The 19,266-nt window shown below is 50.4% G+C and carries 21 protein-coding genes; 7 read left to right on the plus strand and 14 right to left on the minus strand.

Annotated features, from left to right (window positions below; genetic code table 11):
* Positions 1-6: 6 nt before the first annotated feature.
* From hypA to yghX, 10 genes are all read right to left on the minus strand, one after another.
* Positions 7-348 carry a hydrogenase maturation nickel metallochaperone HypA gene (gene hypA, locus AACS05_RS19955; RefSeq protein WP_045447504.1) on the minus strand — a complete coding sequence of 114 codons (342 nt, stop codon included), beginning with the start codon at positions 346-348 and terminating at the stop codon, positions 7-9.
* Positions 341-829, minus strand: a complete 489-nt coding sequence (hybE, locus tag AACS05_RS19960) for a hydrogenase-2 assembly chaperone (RefSeq protein ID WP_045447507.1) — start codon at positions 827-829, stop codon at positions 341-343. The genes hypA and hybE overlap by 8 nt, the downstream gene beginning before the upstream one ends.
* Positions 822-1,316: a HyaD/HybD family hydrogenase maturation endopeptidase gene (locus AACS05_RS19965; protein WP_045447510.1), complete on the minus strand. Its 495-nt coding sequence runs from the start codon at positions 1,314-1,316 to the stop codon at positions 822-824. Before AACS05_RS19965 ends, hybE begins: the two co-directional genes overlap by 8 nt.
* Positions 1,316-3,019, minus strand: coding sequence for a hydrogenase 2 large subunit (hybC, locus tag AACS05_RS19970; protein WP_045447513.1), 1,704 nt, complete (start codon positions 3,017-3,019; stop codon positions 1,316-1,318). Before hybC ends, AACS05_RS19965 begins: the two co-directional genes overlap by 1 nt.
* Positions 3,016-4,194: a Ni/Fe-hydrogenase cytochrome b subunit gene (gene hybB / locus AACS05_RS19975; protein WP_045447516.1), complete on the minus strand. Its 1,179-nt coding sequence runs from the start codon at positions 4,192-4,194 to the stop codon at positions 3,016-3,018. Before hybB ends, hybC begins: the two co-directional genes overlap by 4 nt.
* A complete protein-coding gene (gene hybA / locus AACS05_RS19980) occupies positions 4,184-5,170 on the minus strand; it encodes a hydrogenase 2 operon protein HybA (protein WP_045447519.1) in 987 nt (328 codons plus the stop codon). The genes hybB and hybA overlap by 11 nt, the downstream gene beginning before the upstream one ends.
* A 2-nt stretch (positions 5,171-5,172) precedes the next feature.
* Positions 5,173-6,291 carry a hydrogenase 2 small subunit gene (gene hybO / locus AACS05_RS19985; protein WP_045447522.1) on the minus strand — a complete coding sequence of 373 codons (1,119 nt, stop codon included), beginning with the start codon at positions 6,289-6,291 and terminating at the stop codon, positions 5,173-5,175.
* 190 nt (positions 6,292-6,481) lie between these two features.
* Complete coding sequence (locus AACS05_RS19990; protein WP_045447525.1) at positions 6,482-6,769, minus strand: DUF2623 family protein; 288 nt, start codon at positions 6,767-6,769, stop codon at positions 6,482-6,484.
* An 85-nt stretch (positions 6,770-6,854) separates the two neighbouring features.
* A complete protein-coding gene (locus tag AACS05_RS19995; protein ID WP_045447528.1) occupies positions 6,855-8,495 on the minus strand; it encodes a methyl-accepting chemotaxis protein in 1,641 nt (546 codons plus the stop codon).
* A gap of 214 nt (positions 8,496-8,709) precedes the next feature.
* Positions 8,710-9,597, minus strand: coding sequence for a YghX family hydrolase (gene yghX, locus AACS05_RS20000; protein ID WP_045447530.1), 888 nt, complete (start codon positions 9,595-9,597; stop codon positions 8,710-8,712).
* 154 nt (positions 9,598-9,751) lie between these two features.
* Between yghX and AACS05_RS20005 the strand changes: the two genes are divergently transcribed.
* Positions 9,752-10,792 (plus strand): aldo/keto reductase, encoded by a 1,041-nt coding sequence (locus tag AACS05_RS20005; RefSeq protein ID WP_045447533.1) that lies wholly within the window; start codon positions 9,752-9,754, stop codon positions 10,790-10,792.
* Positions 10,793-10,941: 149 nt separating this feature from the next.
* On the opposite strand, the gene AACS05_RS20010 is transcribed toward AACS05_RS20005, so the two are convergent.
* On the minus strand, positions 10,942-11,445 hold the full coding sequence (locus AACS05_RS20010; protein ID WP_045447536.1) for an ESA_00282 family adhesion-associated protein: 504 nt from the start codon (positions 11,443-11,445) through the stop codon (positions 10,942-10,944).
* A gap of 104 nt (positions 11,446-11,549) precedes the next feature.
* On the opposite strand from AACS05_RS20010, the gene AACS05_RS20015 reads away from it, so the two are divergent.
* Positions 11,550-11,954, plus strand: coding sequence for a hypothetical protein (locus tag AACS05_RS20015; RefSeq protein ID WP_045447539.1), 405 nt, complete (start codon positions 11,550-11,552; stop codon positions 11,952-11,954).
* A 1-nt stretch (position 11,955) separates the two neighbouring features.
* Entirely contained in the window at positions 11,956-12,363 is a 408-nt protein-coding gene (locus tag AACS05_RS20020) for a hypothetical protein (RefSeq protein WP_045447542.1), read from the plus strand.
* Between the two features lie 79 nt (positions 12,364-12,442).
* On the opposite strand, the gene exbD is transcribed toward AACS05_RS20020, so the two are convergent.
* Together exbD and exbB are read right to left on the minus strand one after the other, a co-directional pair.
* Complete coding sequence (gene exbD / locus AACS05_RS20025; RefSeq protein ID WP_045447545.1) at positions 12,443-12,868, minus strand: TonB system transport protein ExbD; 426 nt, start codon at positions 12,866-12,868, stop codon at positions 12,443-12,445.
* A 6-nt stretch (positions 12,869-12,874) separates the two neighbouring features.
* Positions 12,875-13,609, minus strand: a complete 735-nt coding sequence (exbB, locus tag AACS05_RS20030; protein WP_045447548.1) for a tol-pal system-associated acyl-CoA thioesterase — start codon at positions 13,607-13,609, stop codon at positions 12,875-12,877.
* 250 nt (positions 13,610-13,859) lie between these two features.
* Between exbB and metC the strand changes: the two genes are divergently transcribed.
* Positions 13,860-15,047, plus strand: a complete 1,188-nt coding sequence (metC, locus tag AACS05_RS20035) for a cystathionine beta-lyase (RefSeq protein WP_045447550.1) — start codon at positions 13,860-13,862, stop codon at positions 15,045-15,047.
* 131 nt (positions 15,048-15,178) lie between these two features.
* Positions 15,179-15,838: a DedA family general envelope maintenance protein YghB gene (gene yghB / locus AACS05_RS20040; protein WP_045447552.1), complete on the plus strand. Its 660-nt coding sequence runs from the start codon at positions 15,179-15,181 to the stop codon at positions 15,836-15,838.
* Positions 15,839-15,898: 60 nt separating this feature from the next.
* Here the strand turns inward: yghB and AACS05_RS20045 are convergent, their stop codons facing one another.
* Entirely contained in the window at positions 15,899-16,798 is a 900-nt protein-coding gene (locus tag AACS05_RS20045) for an AraC family transcriptional regulator (protein ID WP_045447565.1), read from the minus strand.
* Between the two features lie 193 nt (positions 16,799-16,991).
* Here AACS05_RS20045 and yqhD point away from each other — a divergent pair, with 193 nt between their 5' ends.
* Together yqhD and dkgA are read left to right on the plus strand one after the other, a co-directional pair.
* Complete coding sequence (gene yqhD, locus AACS05_RS20050; RefSeq protein ID WP_045447568.1) at positions 16,992-18,155, plus strand: alcohol dehydrogenase; 1,164 nt, start codon at positions 16,992-16,994, stop codon at positions 18,153-18,155.
* Positions 18,156-18,381: 226 nt separating this feature from the next.
* A complete protein-coding gene (dkgA, locus tag AACS05_RS20055) occupies positions 18,382-19,209 on the plus strand; it encodes a 2,5-didehydrogluconate reductase DkgA (RefSeq protein WP_045449780.1) in 828 nt (275 codons plus the stop codon).
* Positions 19,210-19,266: the final 57 nt, after the last annotated feature.

Here is a 19,266-nt window from a genome sequence, read left to right on the forward strand (position 1 = left end):
TATGGGCTATTCGACTTCTATACTTTTAACTTTCAGTGAATCGCCGGCATCAACCCGCAAACGATCGCCCTGACAGAGTGGACACTGCGCATCATGCTGGGTGATCTCCACGACCTGACTGCAATCCCAGCACCAGGCCTGGGCAGGTTTGTAATCAATGTGTAGTTCACATCCCTGCGCCAGCGTGCCCTGGCAGACGATGTCAAAACTGAAACGTACGGCGCTCTCTTCAACACACGAGAGCGCCCCAATTTCCAGCCAAACGCCGGTAACACGTTTTACATCGTGCTGCTCTGCCTGCTGTTGAATAATTTCAACCGCGCTCTGGCAAAGAGACAGCTCATGCATTTTCGCTACTCCGGCGGCCCAACAACAGTGCCCGACGTCCCATTTGCGGCGCATTCGGGTCGCTAACAGGTAACGATAACAACATTCGTGCACAATCGTCAGTCAGACGGACACCCTCTTGTGCCGACATGCTGTGCGAAAGCGGTGACATCAACGAACAGGAAAAGTACTGCGATACGCCATCAAGTTCGCCAACGGTAAATGTCATCTCACCATACGGCAGACGCAGCCCGATTTTCTCACTGACCTTACGTACGGGCCAGACCTGGTCTGGCCCCGGGAAAATCAGTGCGCTGAGCATCCAGGGCGTGATAACACACCCCGTCCACTGCCCTTCAAACAGCGAAAAATCAGAAACATACACCGGCATATTCGGATGCAAGAAAGAAAGATCGTGCATCGAACGTCGGGCTACTTCTTCAAACGCAGCCTGAATCTGCTCCTTCGGGGCCGCCTGAAAGCCCAAAAACTCTTCAGCCATGGGCCGTCTCCCGAGGGATCGCTTCCACACCCGATTCGCGCAGCGCAGCAAGAACCTGCTCAAGAGCAGGTTCAATCATGGCTTCAACCGTCGGGGTGAGACCGATATGCGGCTCCAGCGATTCCGGAATAACACCAACCAGAGTCAGTTTTTTCGGGAACTCGCCGGTAAAGCGCAGTGCCGACAAAACATCGGCCAGGCCAAGCTGGTGCGGTGAGATTTTGTTGGTAAACAGCGCCGGAATCTCTTCATCCCGCAGGACCATCATGGTTCCCGGCGTGTTTTTTCTCGACACAATGGCGTCAGCAATGATCAGATGATCTCTGTTCGCCATGTCGCCGAGAAGTTCCATCCCAGCCGTACCGCCATCCAGAACGTCAACATAGTCTGGCAGGATGTATCGTTGTTCTAATGCCTCAACGATACGTACCCCGATGGCTTCGTCGGTCAGCAAAATATTGCCGACCCCTAAGACTAATATCCGCATTACAGAACCTTAACTGAGACCACTTCGTTCCCGTCAACGTCCACCACATGCACCGCACATGACATACAAGGGTCGAAGGAGTGAATGGTACGAACCACTTCCAGCGGTTTGTTTGGATCAGCGATTGGCGTGCCTACCAGCGAACGCTCGTACGGCCCTACTTCGTCATTGAAGTTACGTGGGCCAGAGTTCCAGGTTGACGGAACAACCGCCTGGTAATTACTGATAATGCCGTCTTTAATCACCATCCAGTGAGAAAGCATACCGCGCGGCGCTTCAAGGAAACCGACACCTTTGAATTCGCCTGTTGCCGGAATATCCGGTTTCACGAAGGTTGTGTGGTCGCCTTTACCGATGTTCACGATCAGCGCATTGTACTGATCCTGCAGAACGTTCTGCAGTTCACAGCAGTGAACGGTACGGCCAATAATACGGCCCAGCGTGGAATGCAGTTGCGCTACTTCGATCGTTTTACCGGTCAGCTTCGTATAGATTGCAACGATTTCATTCAGCTTGGCATGGGTAGATTCGCGTTTCGCTGCCAGCTTACACAGCATGTTGGCCAGCGGACCCACTTCAACCGTTTTACCGTAGAAGGTCGGTGCTTTAACCCAGGAGTATTTGCCATCATCTGACCAGCCAGTGTAATCAGGAACCGTTGTGCCTTCCCACGGTGCCTGCGGCGCTTCGTCTTTGTACCACGCGTGTTTCGCACTCTCCTGGATCCCTTTAATCAGGTATTCATCAGAGTGAGAGGTGATCGGACGATAGGTCGACAGATCGGCATCGGTGATGTAACCGCCCGGGAACAGGAAGCTGCCGTTTTTACCGTCAGTCGGGAATTCCGGCGCGCTCAGATAGTTAACCGCACCCTGACCGCGTTCCAACCACTCCGGATAGAACGCCGCAATGACAGCGGTATCCACCTTGTAAACCTGCTCAACAAAGTCGCTCAGCTTATCGATGAAGGACTTGATGTACATCAGGCGTTCAAGGTTCAACACGCCGAGACCGTCGAGGTTAATTGGGTTCGCAACCCCGCCTACCGCCAGGTTCTGAATGTGCGGTGTCTTACCGCCCAGCAGCGCCACGACGCGGTTTGCATCACGCTGGCATTCCAGCGCCTGCAGGTAGTGTGCGACCGCAATCAGGTTCACTTCCGGCGGTAACTGCATCGCCGGGTGGCCCCAGCAACCATTAGCAAAAATACCTAACTGGCCGCTGGCAACAAGGTCTTTAATCTTGTTCTGAACCTTGGTGAACTCTTCCGCACTGTTCAGGTGCCAGGTCGACACACCGTTCAGCATCGCCGAGGCCTTCGCTGGATCGGCTTTCAGCGCAGAGGTGATGTCCACCCAGTCCAGCGCAGACAGCTGGTAGAAGTGCACGATATGGTCATGCGTGGTGTGCGCTGCCAGAATGATGTTACGGATGTACTGTGCATTCACGGGAACATCAATGTTCAGTGCGCTTTCTGCTGCACGCACAGAAGAGATAGCGTGAGTCGTGGTGCAAACACCACAAATACGCTGCACAATCATCCATGCATCGCGCGGATCGCGATTCTTCACGATCTCTTCCATGCCGCGCCACATGGTACCGGACGCCCATGCTTTAGATACCACGCCATTTTCGATTTCGCAGTCGATGCGTAAATGGCCTTCAATACGGGTTACCGGATCAATAGTAATTCTCTGGCTCATGCTTTGCTCGCCTCATGACGATTTTGATCGTTTTGTTTTAAAGGAGGAAGTATCGGCAGTAGACGAATGAGTACGATGTATGCACAAATCTCAATAGCCACAAAACCAATAGAAATCAACAGTTCTTCCCATGTCGGGAAGTAGTGGTAGCCACCACCAGGATTAAATGCCACCAGCGAATAGGACAGACGCCATGTCGCACAGCCCAGCAATGCACTCAACGCGGACAGATACAGCATACGCGAGTCATTACGCAGCTTAGCGATGCGCAGGACTACCAGCGGGAAGACCATCAGCACGACTTCAATCCAGAACATCACGGAGTAAAGATCGCCTGCAAACGCATACGACAATTTGTCGCGATAGATCAACTCGCCAAAGCGCAGGACGACGAATATCGCCAGCAGGACGCTAATCGTATTTGTCAGCTTGATGAACAAACTTTTCTCGTCCGGACCGTTACCTTTCAGGCCGGCTTGTACCAACGAGCCTTCAAAAATGACGATCGAGAAGCCCATAATGAAGGCGGTTAATACAGAGAAAAGCGGCAACATTTCATAAGCTTGCCATAGCGGATGGACCTTATAGCCTGCAGAAATCATCAATGAACCCATTGAAGACTGGTGCATAGTCGGCAGCAGCGCACCGAGGGCGATAATAAAGAACATCACTTTGTTCAAACGCTTGAGGGAGACTTTCCACCCCAGACGCTCAAACAAGGCCGGAGCAAATTCCAGCGCCATAATGCCGATATAGATGGTCATACAGACCGCCGTTTCGAACAGTACCGAGTTCACGTTAAAGTGGCCCGGAATGTAGAAATACGGCAGGTTCCAGTAGCGACCAACGTCAATGGTGATCGACAGGCCGCCCAGCGAGTAACCAAACAGGCTCGCCAGTAGCGCCGGACGAACCAGCGGATGGTATTGCCCTCTGTTGAAAACATATACTGCCCACGCCAGCGCCCAACCGCCGCACGCGAAGCCAGTACCGATCAACAGGTCAAACGCGATCCACACACCCCATGGGAAACCGCCGTTCAGATCGGAGACAGACCCCAATCCGAAGACCAGACGTTTCACGATCAGGAGCATACACAGGACGATTAACGGCCCAAAAATAATGACCGGTTTGCTGACTATTTTTCCGCCCAGCGGTTTAGGATCATGACTCATGATCGTCTCCTCCATCGTGATGGTCGTTTTTCGTGTTACGACGAACCAGCACGGTTAAGCCCGCCAGCGCAGCCAGGGGTAAAATCATGCCCTTATACAGGGAATGTTGAACATGTTCGGAACGCGCACCGGTTGAAAGATCATCCAGTTTCGGCAGATCCAAATCTTCGTAAGGAACACCGGTCAGCACCATAACCTGCGTACCGCCGCCTTCCTTTTCACCGTACAGATGCGGGTAGTACTTCGGTACCGTATGCAGATAGGTATCACCGGCTTTCACTGTCTGACGCGGATAGTGGTATTCGCTGCCAGGCTTCAGCGCGAGACGTTTTTTCGCCTCAGCCATCAGCTCTTCACGCGTACCAAAAATCACGGCACCAGCAGGACACACTTCAACACACCCCGGTAAACCACCTTTATCCAGCCGTTCAACACCTTTCTGGTTACAAAGCTCACACTTGTGCAGCGCACCAAACGGGTTGTTGTAGTCGTATTTAGGGACATTGTACGGGCAAGCAACCATGCAGTAGCGACACCCGGTACAAACATCTTTGTCATAGTGGACAATGCCGGTTTTCGGATCTTTTTTCAGCGCGGAGACCGGGCAAACAGAGACACAGTTAGGATCGACACAGTGCATACACTGTTTCTTAATGTATGCGTAACCGTTCTCTTCCTGATCTTTGTTAACGCCTGTTCCGCTACGCCACACCTGAATGATGTTGTTGGTATACGGTGACAATTTGTCGTTGTTCGACCAGGTTTGCTCGCCTTCCGGGTTACGCGCCGGGAAGTTGATATCCTGACACTTGGTGACACAGGCCTGGCAGCCTACGCACAGCGTCGAGTCATAGAGCATCCCAAGAGAACCCGGGATCGGCGGACGGTTTTCTGCAGCCGCATGGCTGACGGACGGCGCAGCGCCCAACAGCAACGCTCCGCTGGAGGCTGCTTTAATAAAGTTACGTCTGTTCACGGTTATTCTCCCCGTGAGTCAGCGTTATCTTTCTTTTGCTGACGCCCCAGTTCACGTACCGCCATCACGCTGACGCCGGCAACCAGTCCTACTACGCCACCAAGCAGCCCAACAGCCCCGGCTGAAATGTTGCCGCCTTCTTTTATGTTGACATCAGGCTTCTCAGAACGCGGAGTCTGGTTTTCCACATGGGCGAGCTGGTGAATGCCTTTATGGAAACCAATGCCCTCTTCGTTACAGCCGTAGCACGGGTGACCAATTGCCACCGGCCACACGCCACCAACATCACAGAACTGCAATGTTGAGCAGTTGCCATACGTTTCTGGTCCTTTACAGCCCAGATGGTAGAGGCACCAACCTTCACGGTGACCTTCATCACCAAACTCTTTGGCAAAGCGGCCAGCATCGAAGTGCGGACGACGTTCACAATGCTCGTGAATCAGACGACCGTAGGCAAATGTCGGACGGTTTTTCGCATCCAGCTTCGGTGGTTTGCCATAGGTGATGATATGCGCGACAGTCGCGAGGAAGTTATGCGGGTTCGGCGGACAGCCGGGGATATTGATGATGGTTTTGCCTGGCAGAACTTCTTGCAAACCGACGGCACCCGTTGGGTTAACGCCAGCGGCAGCAACACCACCCCATGCGGCACAAGAGCCGATAGCAATGATAGCTGCTGCACCTTCTGCCGCTCTACGGATGTGATCCACAATTGGCTCACCGGCAACCATGCAGTAAATACCATTATCTTTTAGTGGGATAGAACCATCTACCACCAAAACATATTGCCCTTTGTACTTCTCCAGAGCGTTATGTTTATTCTCTTCAACCTGATGGCCGAAGGCGGCGGAGAGCACCTCATGATATTCCAGAGAGATTGTCTCAAGGACGAGGTTTTCCACTGTAGGGTGTGTCGCACGAAGCAGAGATTCAGTACAACCCGTACATTCCTGAGCACCGATCCAGATAACTGGCGGGCGCTGAGGACGGGAAACTGATTCTGCCATTTCTGCGGCGGCTTTGCTACTGAGCCCCATGGTAGCGGCCAGTGCTGCACAAAGCTTCATGAAATCACGGCGATTGATGCCGTTCGAATTGATGAGAGAATTATCTCCAGTCATTTTATTGTTATTCCGTTGCGAAGACCTGGCTTTTTATTTTGCACCATTCGCATGTTGCATATTGCGATCGGCGCGCCATTTACCACACTTTTTATATGGTTATGTGCATTATAATACTTCGGCGGAGCAACAAAACGAAGGCGTAGGTCAATAGTGTAATTAATTAAAGCAAGATAATACCCCTTTTGGATCAAGCTTCGAGCCGATAGCCGGCCATGAAAAACCGAATTGTTGTACTCGACTGGTTCTCTTTAAAGAAATCCATCACCATCTCTTTATCCAGTCCATAACGACGCGTCAGGATCCCCGCCTCCCACGCGCTAAGCTGTCGATCACCCGTTTTTTCAAACATACGATGCGAAAAACCGAGCACAAATCCGCGCTTATAGTCAGCACAAAAACCAGCCACTTTACGTGCACTGTCCGCACTTGAGGCGTTTAACCCGGCCATCAGGCCCTTACCAAAATGGTTGTCCATGCATATTCTCCAATCGCTATATAATAAATTATATAGCGATTTTTTAAGCAAAGACCAGAGGTATCACGCACTTTTTTGTGCCAGATTAAAAGGCCACCCATTCGTCCGTTTTAGGTATCGCAGGTGTTCTGCTTTCTTCTGCAGAGGAAGCGGTATTAGTTGAAGCGTATTGCACATCATTTGCAGAAAGCCGGAACTGCTGTACAGAGCGCTGTAGTTCTTCAGTCTGCCGCTCCAGTGCAACCGCCGCTGCAGAAACCTGTTCCACCAGCGCGGCGTTCTGTTGGGTAACGCTGTCCATTTGCGTAATCGCCACGCTGACCTGCGAAATACCTTTATTCTGTTCCTCAGAAGCAGAAGCGATTTGTTTCATAATGACGGTCACTTCGGTCGCACCGCGCAGAATTGCTTCCATCGTCGAGCCAGTCTCTTTAACCAGACGAGCCCCCTGATCGACACGGCGCGCCGATTCGCCAATTAATGTCTCTATCTCTTTCGCCGCCCCGGCACTACGACTGGCGAGATTGCGAACCTCACCGGCGACCACCGCAAAACCACGTCCCTGCTCGCCAGCTCTGGCAGCTTCGACTGCAGCATTGAGCGCCAGAATGTTCGTCTGGAAGGCGATACTATTAATAACTGAGGTAATTTCAGCGATCTGTTTCGAGCTGGCCGCAATACCATCCATTGTGTCGACCACTTGCGAAACTAACGTGCTACCTTTACCCGCCGTTTCTGTCGCAGTGTCGGCAAGCTGGCTGGCTTCGCGCGCGTTTTCAGCGTTCAGTTTTACCGTTGCGGTCAGCTGTTCCATGCTGGCTGCGGTCTCTTCCAGCGCAGCTGCCTGTTCTTCAGTACGTGAAGAGAGATCATTATTGCCGCTGGATATTTCTGTTGCCCCACGCCAGATGTTGTCGCTTCCCGAACGAATCGTGCTCACAGCTTCACGTAAGCTGTCCTGCATCGCGGACAGTAAAGGCACCAGTTGGCCCACGCAGTTACGCCCTAATTCTTCAATTGGATGACTGAGATCGCCCTGCGCAATCTGACGGAACTGTTGGCGAATACGCGCCAGCGGCTTCACCATCATTGAAACGAGGTAACGGTCGGTAAAGATAAGGATTGCAATCCCCAGGATGACGGCAGTGATAATTAACGTCCGGATGATAGACGTCTTGCTGTCAACCATAACACGTGTCGTATCCAGCCTCTCACCCGCAGTGGTATTAAAACGCTCGGCGCTGGCGCCAAATTCACGGCTCAGTGCAGGTGTGACGGTACTGGCATGTTCTGACCATGCCGTGAGGGTTCCCTGCTGCGCCAACTGCATTTGTGGGGTCACGCCTTTGTCCAGCAGTGCTTGCCACTTCGCCAGTACTGCGGCAGCAATTTCCGGATCCATCGGCCCTGGAGACAGTTTCTTCATCTCCTCAAGCTTTTTACTCATGTTATTCAGCGATTGTTGGGCAGGAGCAAAATCAGGTGTTCCCCCGCTAATTTTGACATCCATTGCCCGACTTAAACGCGTCACAAAACGGAAATACTGATCGTTTCCCTGGCTGAGAATCGTCATCTGCTGTACCAGATGGCGATCAATATCATTCCCTTCTGAGATTTTTGATAAAGAATGGAGACTGAATAAACCCACGCCCGACCAGAGCAGGCAAAAAAGTCCAAGTATTGCCAACATAACAATACGAATAGTGAAGTTTTTCAGCAAACGCATAATAATTTCCTTGCCGTTGATGAGGGGATTCGCCATCAGGCGAGACTTACCCTTGTTATCGGCAGAGAGCAGAGAAGATATAATGCGTTTGTTATTTTTTTACTTTTTTAAGTACATCTTGGTCTTTTCCGGCCATATCAATATGAATGCTAATGAAACCAGGTAGCATTCTTATTCAGATAACTAACCAGGTTAACTAAATAATGCCTTGTTTTTATTGTAAATATTTTTTAAACCATGAGATAGTCCGCTCCCAGGCTAAATCGGCAGCGGCTTTATCATAACGCGGCGTTGAATCATTGTGAAAACCATGATTAACCCCAGGATAGATAAATGCTTCATAGACTTTCTTATTGGCCTTCAGCGCTTCTTCATAAGCTGGCCAGCCTTCATTAATACGCTCATCTAATGCTGCATAGTGTAATAACAAAGGTGCATTGATTTTAGGGACATCTGACGCAGGCACCTGCCGCCCATAAAAGGGAACGGCACAGGCCAGTTCAGGAAAGGTGACAGCCGCTGCATTTGATACGCCACCTCCGTAGCAAAATCCGGTTATGCCGACCTTCCCCGTCGCTGTCGGATAACGCTGCATAAATTCAACTGCGGCAAAAAAATCGTTCATCAACTTAACAGGATCAACCTGTTGCTGTAATTCCCGGCCTTTATCATCATTCCCCGGATAGCCCCCTACTGAACTTAATCCATCCGGTGCGAGTGCCATATAGCCAGCCTTAGCCACCCGCCGGGCGACATCCTCAATATACGGATTCAACCCACGATTCTCATGTACAACAATGACCGCAGGTATTTTCCCCGACACTTTCACAGGCTTAACCAGATAAGCCCGCACATCGCCGTGCCCTTCAGGTGACGGGTAGGTAATGTACTCTGCCAGAATATCGGGATCGGTAAATTCCACCTGCACCGCCTGGGCATAATTCGGTTTCAACAAATTAAATAATGCCAGCGCCGTCATGCCGCCAACTGCATATTTCGCCGCTATATTGAGGAACTCTCGTTTAGATATTTTACCGTGAGCATAATAGTCATAGTAATTGAGTAGCTCCTGTGGAAAGTCTTTGGCTGTCAAACGCGGCATAGTTCCACTCCTGCATGATGTTTTTTTAAGCAAAGCACAGCGGCCTGTTTTTGCCCAGTTTTTCATCCCAATGTGACTTGTGAACGGGATATTCATCGCTAACCCGCTAGAATAGAAACGTTGTTTCGAAATTCACCTGCACTAAGGAGATCTCATGGCCTGGTTTGCCAATACTGAACGTTATGAGCAGATGCTCTATCGCTACTGTGGCCGTAGCGGTTTGCGCTTACCCGCGTTGTCGCTGGGTTTATGGCATAGTTTTGGACACGTTCAAGCACTGGATTCACAGCGTGCCCTGCTGCGCAAAGCATTTGATCTGGGGATCACCCATTTTGATTTAGCCAATAACTACGGGCCGCCTCCGGGTAGCGCGGAAGAGAATTTTGGCCGATTACTGCGCGAAGATTTTGCTCAGTATCGTGATGAATTGATCATCTCCACCAAAGCAGGCTATGACATGTGGCCGGGACCATACGGTTCGGGCGGATCGCGCAAGTACCTGCTTGCCAGCCTTGACCAAAGCCTGAAACGGATGGGACTTGATTACGTTGATATATTCTATTCTCACCGCGTGGATGAAAACACGCCAATGGAAGAGACCGCTGCTGCGCTGGCCCATGCCGTGCAAAGTGGCAAAGCGCTGTATGTCGGTATTTCATCCTATTCGCCCGAACGAACACAAAAAATGGCAGAGCTGCTGCGGGAATGGAAAATTCCGCTGCTGATCCACCAACCCTCCTACAACCTACTTAACCGCTGGGTAGACAGCAGTGGTTTGCTCGATACGCTGGAATCCAACGGCATGGGCTGCATAGCTTTTACGCCACTGGCCCAGGGATTACTGACGGGGAAATATCTCAACGGCATTCCGGAAGGTTCGCGCATGCAGCGTGAAGGGAAAAAGGTCCGTGGACTGACGGAAAATATGCTGTCGGAGGCGAATATTAACAGCCTGCGCTTGCTGAACGAAATGGCGCAACAACGCGGACAGTCAATGGCGCAGATGGCGTTGAGCTGGTTACTGAAAGATAACCGGGTGACGTCAGTCTTAATCGGTGCCAGCCGACCTGAACAACTGGAAGAAAACGTTCAGGCATTAAGCAATCTGACATTCAGTGCAGAAGAGCTGGCGCAGATTGATAAACACGTCGCCGATGGTCAGCTTAATCTGTGGCAGGCGTCATCAGACAAATAATCGTCTGTAATACTGTGCCGGGTGGCGGCGTTGCCGGCCCCGGCCAGAATGTTTCAGTACTTATGTCGTATCAGCTGGTCATCACAACTACCGAGAGCACAAAGGTCAGAGGCATGATGATGTAGTACAGTACTGAAATAACAGACGCCTCAAATCTCTTCCGCTTTGATCTGCGGACGCTGGTGCTCCGGCCATACCAGCGCGACGAGTGTGGGGTAAGCTTCCAGACTGAACTCCCTGAAGCATTGTCGCAAATTGAGCACGTCCAGATCGGCATGTGGTACTTTCTCCCCACTCAGACAGCGCTTTTTGATGTTGTCGTAATATTTATACACCGCAGAGTTGAGATCGCTACAGCGTCGCTGTGAGTCAAATAGCCCAGGAGTTTCATTCAACTCCACCATTGTCATCCGTTTTATCGTCGAGTGAATAAAATCAATATATTCGTGGTTAACCCGCCAGTACCATACTGGGGTGATCGAATTCATCAGTACCGCAAAATGATCTTCACCCTCTTCTTTGCTGAGTATTTCTGGTTGGTTTGCTGATGTAAAATCCTCTGCATATCGGTTTTTATTTGTACTACGCATCAGAAAAAGTACACCGCAGGTAAGTAATAGCAGAGTAATAACAGAATAAAATATACTGTTCATATGCAGGCTCCGTTTTTTTTGATTTTAAATTTACCCCATGTTATTGTCAACGCGGCCTATCTTATTAAAAACATCCTATCATTGGCAGCAAAGGATATATCAACATGCTTCCCGAGCATCTTGTTCCCTCTCACTTTCATTTATCCACTTCCCCGAGCAATACCAGCACCACAGAAAATAGTGAAAATTTGACTCAGGGAAAGATTACGTTAAGCGATTATGAAAAAGATATTTTGATCAGTTCCGCAGCGACCGGACAGTCACGAAATATGCTGTTTGAAGAGCGCGATCGTCATTTAAAAGAACGCCTTTTTCACGTAGCAAAAATTGAATCGTTCACGCGCTTGCTAAATGCCTTACAGGCAGAGGGTGACATTAACTCTCAAGAATTAAGTGAAATTCTGACTCAAAAAACGAACATGATAAATGAACATGGCAATAAAATTTGGCTTAATTTAATTACTCGTGAAACCGACGCCCCCGTTTTTTATTCTCTGGTAGAAAAATAAGATGAAAGATGTTGAGGATAATAATGTTTATTTAGCTTTAGATAACCATAAAAGTGATGAGTTTGTCTTAAAGCAAAATCTGGCGGTGTTAATTGCCAATAAGAACGCGACACTGGAAAGCGTAGCTCAGGATATGGTCTCAATACCCGCAGCGCTGGTACGTATGAAATGGCAAAATCGCCGTGAAATCTATGCCCTGCAGGCTAAAGAAGAGATCTACGGGGCCGCTATTGAAGCCATCATTGCCCGGCAACCAGAGTTGCGCGACAAAATCATGGCACGCCTGGAAAGCACATATCAACATATACTCGCTCGCGAAACAGCCACATTACGCCTGACACGCAAGCTGTCAGAGGGGAACTACGAAGCAACCAGAATCACTACAGTCGCGTTGGACGAAGACAGATAGTCCAAGGTGATAACGGGGGAAGAAAACGCGGAAGTGGAAGGCCGGGTAAGGCTAACAGCATCACCCGGCAAAAAAGAGGTTATTTTGCTTTCACAACCTCTTCACCAACCAAACCAATCTTCAGGAACCCTGCCTGGTGCAGCGTATCCATTACTTTCATCATGGTTTCATAGTCGACGGTCTTATCAGCACGGAAGAAGATAGTGGTATCTTTCTTCCCTTCCGTCAGCGCGTTCAGCTCGCTAATCATGGTTTCATCCGTCACCTGCTCGTTACCGATGAACATGGTATTATCGGCTTTCACTGAAAGGTAAACCGGTTTCTCCGGACGCGGTTGCGGCGTACTGGTGGATGCAGGGAGATTCACCTTCACATCCACAGTTGCCAATGGCGCTGCCACCATAAAAATGATCAACAAAACCAACATCACGTCGATAAACGGCGTCACGTTTATTTCGTGCATTTCACCGTTATCGTCCAGGTTTTCATTAAAACTCATTGCCATGGAACATTATCCTACACGTAATTTCTGCGCAGCACGTACCGGATGAGCAGCAGCACTTGCGCTCAGGTCCAGATCGCGACTTTGCAGCAACAACACCTGTGCCGCGACATCACCCAGCATAGCTTTGTAGCTGCCTATCTGACGTGCGAAGATGTTGTAGATAACAACTGCAGGAATTGCCGCTACCAGACCAATTGCAGTCGCTAGCAGAGCTTCTGCAATACCCGGTGCAACAACGGCCAGGTTAGTCGTTTGAGTTTGAGCAATACCGATGAAGCTATTCATGATGCCCCATACCGTACCGAATAGCCCCACAAACGGAGAAATGGCCCCGATGGTCGCCAGGTATCCATTACCGCGGCCCATCTGACGGCCGACTGCGGCGACACGACGCTCAAGGCGGAATCCGGTACGCTCTTTGATCCCTTCGTTGTCATCACTGCCTTCTGACAGTTCCAGCTCGTTCTGTGCTTCGTTAATTAGCAGTGAGCCCAGGCTTTTGGTATCAAATCCAGCGGCAATCTCACTTGCCTGATCTAAAGAGCGGGCTTCAGCCAGCATTTGCTGTTCACGCTTAAGGCGGCGCTTCTGTGTAAAGAACTCAAGGCTCTTGCTAAAGAAGATAGCCCAGGTGACCACTGATGCCAAAATCAGCCCAATCATCACGCACTTAACCACGATATCGGCGTGCTGATACATACCCCAGACGGAAAGGTCCGTCTGCATCAAATTATTACCCACTCTGTATCTCCAGGACGCAAATCACAAAATCTGAGCGTAATCATATCAAAACGACGTCGAATTGATAGTCGTTCTCATTACTATTTACATAGTGCCGCACCTTTGGTTTCTTTTCCTTGCGCTTACGCAGTAAAAAAGTCACCAGAATCATTTTGAGATTATTTTCTACTTTATGACCGCCGAGCAGGGTGCATGATGCTGGATCCATGCTAGTTTAGACATCCAGACGTATAAAAACAGGTATTAAAACATGGCAGACAAGCATCTTGAGACCAAACTTGTTCAGGCAGGGCGCAGTAAAAAGTACACGCTGGGCTCAGTTAATAGCGTGATCCAGCGCGCTTCTTCGCTGGTGTTTGAGTCCGTTGAGGCAAAAAAACAGGCTACGCACAACCGTGCTAACGGCGCTCTTTTCTATGGTCGTCGCGGAACGCTGACACATTTTTCACTACAGGAAGCAATGTGTGAACTGGAAGGCGGTGCGGGATGTGCCCTTTTCCCATGCGGTGCAGCAGCCGTCGCCAACACAATTCTGGCCTTTGTTGAACAAGGCGACCATGTGCTGATGACGAACACGGCCTATGAACCAAGCCAGGATTTCTGCACCAAAATTCTCGGCAAGCTCGGCGTCACAACCGGCTGGTTCGATCCGCTGGTGGGCGCCGATATTGTGAAACACATCCGGCCGAACACCAAAGTCGTATTTCTGGAGTCACCCGGCTCAGTCACGATGGAGGTACATGATGTTCCGGCCATCGTTACCGCGGTCAGAAGCGCGGCACCTGACGCAATCATTATGATCGATAACACCTGGGCTGCCGGAGTACTGTTCAAAGCATTGGATTTTGGTATCGATATCTCGATTCAGGCTGGCACCAAATACCTGATTGGCCATTCCGATGCGATGGTCGGTACGGCGGTGGCAAATTCCCGTTGCTGGGATCAACTGCGCGAGAACGCTTATCTGATGGGACAAATGCTGGATGCAGATACCGCCTATATGACCAGCCGTGGATTACGTACCCTGGGCGTTCGCCTGCGCCAACATCATGAAAGCAGTTTAAAAGTTGCCGAGTGGCTGGCAAGCCATCCGCAGGTTGCCCGCGTAAATCACCCTGCGCTACCGGGCAGCAAAGGCCACGAATTCTGGAAACGTGATTTCACGGGCAGCAGTGGACTGTTCTCATTCGTGTTGAATAAAAAACTGAATAATGAAGAGCTGGCGGCATATCTTGACCACTTTAGCCTGTTCAGCATGGCTTACTCCTGGGGGGGGTTTGAATCACTGATTCTGGCGAATCAACCTGAACACATTGCGGCAATCCGTCCGGAAGGAGAAGTGGACTTCAGCGGGACACTCATTCGTTTACACATCGGTTTAGAGAATGTTGATGATCTGATTGTGGATTTAGCCGCAGGATTTGCCCGAATCGAGTAACATTGCCGCAGATGGACATATATGCAGACACTTCTGGTGGAAAAGTCTGCAATTGTTGCGTCCGGGATCAAGGCATCCCGGACAATTCAGGAGTACAATCCACTCATAAACGCTGTTCCACAGGAAAGTTCATGGTCGTCATTCAAGATATTATCTCCGCGCTCTGGCAACACGATTTTGCCGCGCTGGCAGATCCGCATGTTGTGAGCGTTGTGTACTTTGTAATGTTTGCCACACTGTTTTTAGAAAACGGCCTGCTGCCTGCCTCCTTTTTACCCGGAGACAGCCTGCTGTTGCTGGCAGGGGCACTGATTGCACAGGACGTGATGAGCTTTTTACCCACCATCGCTATTCTGACAGCTGCAGCCAGTCTGGGCTGCTGGTTGAGCTACATTCAGGGACGCTGGCTGGGCAACACGCGCACGGTAAAAGGCTGGCTGGCACAACTACCCGAAAAATATCACCAACGTGCCACCTGTATGTTTGACCAACATGGACTAATGGCGCTGCTCGCCGGGCGTTTCCTGGCGTTTGTTCGCACTTTGCTGCCTACGATGGCGGGAATTTCAGGCCTTCCTAACCGTCGATTCCAGTTTTTTAACTGGCTGAGCGGTCTGCTGTGGGTCAGCGTCGTCACCAGCTTTGGCTATGCGCTCAGCATGATCCCGTTCGTTAAACGCCATGAAGACCAGGTCATGACCTTTTTGATGATCCTGCCGATTGCACTGCTAACCGCAGGTCTGCTGGGAACCTTATTTGTGGTGATTAAAAAAAAATACTGTAGTGCCTGAGTAACAGCCATCGCCATCCGGTACACATTACCGGATGGCGCTTCTGCGACATCCTCAAAATCAACTCCCCTGCATCGTTCGAATTCTTGCCGCATCCTCACCCGGCGTCACACCAAAGTAGCGTTTGAACTCGCGGCTAAACTGCGATGCACTCTCATAGCCTACCCGCATCGCCGCCGCACTGGCTTTCATGCCGTCATGAATTATCATCATCCGCGCTTTATGCAGGCGATAACTCTTCAGATATTGCAGCGGGGAAGTGCTGGTTACCGATTTAAAATTATGATGAAACGCCGATACGCTCATATTGGCCTCTGCCGCCAGTTGCTCGACGTTGAGGTTCTCGGTGTATTTGTTCTCAATCCGCTTCAACACACGGCTTATCAAACTGAAATGCGTCTGGCGGCTGACCAGTGCGAGTAATGCGCCACCACGTGGCCCGGTCAGCACATGGTAAAGGATCTCGCGAATAATCTGTTTCCCCAGGATGCGCGCGTCCAGCGGTCGCTCCATTACATCCAGTAAACGCTCAGCTGCGCAGAGAATCTCGTCCGAAAGCGTGGCAGAGTTGATTCCGCTTGCCGCCATTGAGGGTTGAAACAACTCGTCCTCACCAATATCCATCAGCAACTCCTGCAATTGCAGAATATCAACATTCAGGCGGATACCGGCCAGCGGAACCTCCGGTGTCGCATAAGTTTCACATTCGAAGGGTAAAGGTACTGTCAGTAACAGGTATTCGTTGGCGTCATAACGAAATACACGTTCGTTTATGTAACCGATTTTATGCCCCGAGAAGAGAAATATGATGCCAGGCTGATACATCACTGGCGTACGCTGTCCCGGCTCAGTGCCATACAGTAAGCGCACATCAGGCAGTAGTTCGTTTAATCTATTTTCATTGTTTTTCAGTTTGTTAACTTTATCTGTCAACAGAAGACAGATCTCATCGCGGTTCATAGAGCACCATTTCATTATCGGTTTTCGACCTTGATATAGTGCGCATATTTATCCGTTTTCTCCAGCAGTCTGTAGAAATGGGCAAGACATTGGCAGAAATGAGCATTGAGAGGAGCGCTTCTGGCGACCACAATGTTCACCATCAGGCAGACACTCGCCTGCCCTCTTTTTTACCCACATAAGGGAACGAGCAATGAACAACTTTAATCTACATACCCCTACTCGCATTTTGTTCGGTAAAGGCGCTATCGCAGAGCTGCGCGATCAAATCCCTCAGGACGCTCGCGTGTTAATTACCTACGGCGGCGGCAGCGTTAAAAAAACCGGCGTTCTGGCGCAGGTACAAGATGCACTGAAAGGACTGGACGTACTTGAGTTTGGCGGAATTGAACCAAACCCGTCTTATGAAACCCTGATGAACGCAGTAAAAATTGTGCGTGATGAGAAAGTGACGTTCCTGTTGGCTGTAGGCGGCGGTTCTGTACTGGATGGCACAAAATTCATCGCAGCTGCAGCGCATTACGCTGATGGTATCGACCCATGGCGCATTCTGGAAACCCGCGGTAACGACGTGAAAAGCGCAGTACCAATGGGCTCTGTACTGACGCTACCAGCAACCGGTTCAGAGTCTAACTCCGGGGCCGTGATTTCCCGCAAAACCACCGGCGATAAACTGGCTTTTATGACCCCGTTTGTACAGCCTGTATTTGCCGTACTGGATCCGGTTTACACCTACACCCTGCCGCCACGTCAGGTCGCTAACGGTGTGGTAGATGCGTTTGTCCACACCGTGGAACAGTACGTGACGTACCCGGTAGACGGGAAAATTCAGGATCGCTTTGCCGAAGGTATTTTGCTTACGCTGGTAGAAGATGGTCCGAAAGCGTTGCAGGAACCAGAAAACTACAACGTACGTGCTAACGTCATGTGGGCGGCAACGCAGGCACTGAATGGTCTGATTGGCGCAGGTGTACCGCAGGACTGGGCAACCCATATGCTGGGTCACGAGTTGACTGCGATGCACGGTCTCGACCACGCTCAAACTCTGGCGATCGTCCTGCCTGCACTGTGGAATGAAAAACGCGATACCAAGCGAGCCAAATTACTGCAGTACGCAGAGCGCATCTGGAATATCACCGAAGGTTCCGATGACCAGCGTATTGATGCTGCCATCGCTGCCACCCGTCGTTTCTTCGAGCAAATGGGTGTACCAACGCGTCTGTCTGACTACGGTCTGGATGGTAGCTCCATCCCGGCGCTGCTGGAAAAACTGGAGGCACACGGTGGTACTAAACTGGGCGAACATCAGGACATTACACTTGACGTCAGTCGCCGGATTTACGAAGCAGCACGCTAAGCTTTTTTCACCTCTGACTTTCGTTTTTGGTTCATTTAGTCCAGACTTAAGTCACACAAACCTCACCGGAGCCTGCTCCGGTGAACTCAATTTACACCTAATCATTCATGATGCATCGAGGCGGCAATTGAGAGAATCCCCAGGAGCGTACATAAGTACGTGACTGGGGTAAACGAAAGCAGCCAACAAAGAGGCAGCTTGAAGGATTAAGTGTATGGGGGGAATTATGACTAATCCAACTGTTATCAAGCTACAGGATGGTAACGTAATGCCACAGCTGGGCCTGGGCGTCTGGAAGGCAAGTAATGAGGAAGTAATCTCCGCTATTCATAAAGCGCTGGAAGTGGGTTATCGCTCTATCGATACTGCCGCCGCGTATAAAAATGAAGAAGGTGTTGGGAAAGCGTTACGTAATTCGGGCGTCCCCCGGGAAGAGTTGTTCATCACCACCAAACTGTGGAATGACGATCAGAAACGTCCCCGTGAAGCTTTGCTCGAAAGTATGGAGAAACTCCAGCTTGATTACCTTGACCTTTACCTGATGCACTGGCCCGTCCCGGCTATCGACCATTACGTTGAAGCGTGGGAAAACATGATTGACCTGCAAAAACAGGGTCTGATTAAAAGCATCGGCGTGTGCAACTTTCAGATCAACCACCTCCAGCGCCTGATGGATGAAACGGGCGTTTCGCCGGTGATCAACCAGATCGAGCTTCATCCACTGCTGCAACAACGTCAGTTACATTCATGGAATGCGACGCATAAAATCCAGACCGAGTCCTGGAGTCCACTGGCACAAGGTGGGAAAGATGTGTTCGATCAAAAGATTATTCGCGACCTTGCTGAGAAATACGGCAAATCTCCGGCACAAATAGTTATCCGCTGGCATCTGGATAACGGTCTGGTGGTTATCCCGAAATCGGTAACCCCTTCCCGCATCGCAGAGAACTTTGATGTTTGGGACTTCCGCCTGGACAAAGATGAATTAGGCGAAATAGCTAAACTCGATCAGAGTAAACGCCTGGGTCCTGATCCAGACCAATTCGGCGGTTAATTCCCCTCTCCCGCCCGGCATTCTGCTGGGCCTTTTCATTTCATGAAATATCAGGAA

It is taken from the genome of Citrobacter sp. S-77, assembly GCF_963864895.1.
Classification (GTDB): domain Bacteria; phylum Pseudomonadota; class Gammaproteobacteria; order Enterobacterales; family Enterobacteriaceae; genus Citrobacter; species Citrobacter murliniae.

What these genes read in the sequence shown, in the direction of transcription:
- hybO (WP_045447522.1), bottom strand. Translation starts at nt 6,291, where the DNA reads ATGACTGGAGATAATTCTCTCATCAATTCGAACGGCATCAATCGCCGT.
- AACS05_RS20020 (WP_045447542.1), top strand. Translation starts at nt 11,956, where the DNA reads ATGAAAGATGTTGAGGATAATAATGTTTATTTAGCTTTAGATAACCAT.
- dkgA (WP_045449780.1), top strand. Translation starts at nt 18,382, where the DNA reads ATGACTAATCCAACTGTTATCAAGCTACAGGATGGTAACGTAATGCCA.
- metC (WP_045447550.1), top strand. Translation starts at nt 13,860, where the DNA reads ATGGCAGACAAGCATCTTGAGACCAAACTTGTTCAGGCAGGGCGCAGT.
- AACS05_RS20015 (WP_045447539.1), top strand. Translation starts at nt 11,550, where the DNA reads ATGCTTCCCGAGCATCTTGTTCCCTCTCACTTTCATTTATCCACTTCC.
- hybE (WP_045447507.1), bottom strand. Translation starts at nt 829, where the DNA reads ATGGCTGAAGAGTTTTTGGGCTTTCAGGCGGCCCCGAAGGAGCAGATT.
- yghB (WP_045447552.1), top strand. Translation starts at nt 15,179, where the DNA reads ATGGTCGTCATTCAAGATATTATCTCCGCGCTCTGGCAACACGATTTT.
- AACS05_RS20005 (WP_045447533.1), top strand. Translation starts at nt 9,752, where the DNA reads ATGGCCTGGTTTGCCAATACTGAACGTTATGAGCAGATGCTCTATCGC.
- yqhD (WP_045447568.1), top strand. Translation starts at nt 16,992, where the DNA reads ATGAACAACTTTAATCTACATACCCCTACTCGCATTTTGTTCGGTAAA.
- AACS05_RS19990 (WP_045447525.1), bottom strand. Translation starts at nt 6,769, where the DNA reads ATGGACAACCATTTTGGTAAGGGCCTGATGGCCGGGTTAAACGCCTCA.
- AACS05_RS20010 (WP_045447536.1), bottom strand. Translation starts at nt 11,445, where the DNA reads ATGAACAGTATATTTTATTCTGTTATTACTCTGCTATTACTTACCTGC.
- yghX (WP_045447530.1), bottom strand. Translation starts at nt 9,597, where the DNA reads ATGCCGCGTTTGACAGCCAAAGACTTTCCACAGGAGCTACTCAATTAC.
- AACS05_RS19995 (WP_045447528.1), bottom strand. Translation starts at nt 8,495, where the DNA reads ATGCGTTTGCTGAAAAACTTCACTATTCGTATTGTTATGTTGGCAATA.
- hybB (WP_045447516.1), bottom strand. Translation starts at nt 4,194, where the DNA reads ATGAGTCATGATCCTAAACCGCTGGGCGGAAAAATAGTCAGCAAACCG.
- hypA (WP_045447504.1), bottom strand. Translation starts at nt 348, where the DNA reads ATGCATGAGCTGTCTCTTTGCCAGAGCGCGGTTGAAATTATTCAACAG.
- AACS05_RS19965 (WP_045447510.1), bottom strand. Translation starts at nt 1,316, where the DNA reads ATGCGGATATTAGTCTTAGGGGTCGGCAATATTTTGCTGACCGACGAA.
- exbD (WP_045447545.1), bottom strand. Translation starts at nt 12,868, where the DNA reads ATGGCAATGAGTTTTAATGAAAACCTGGACGATAACGGTGAAATGCAC.
- hybC (WP_045447513.1), bottom strand. Translation starts at nt 3,019, where the DNA reads ATGAGCCAGAGAATTACTATTGATCCGGTAACCCGTATTGAAGGCCAT.
- AACS05_RS20045 (WP_045447565.1), bottom strand. Translation starts at nt 16,798, where the DNA reads ATGAACCGCGATGAGATCTGTCTTCTGTTGACAGATAAAGTTAACAAA.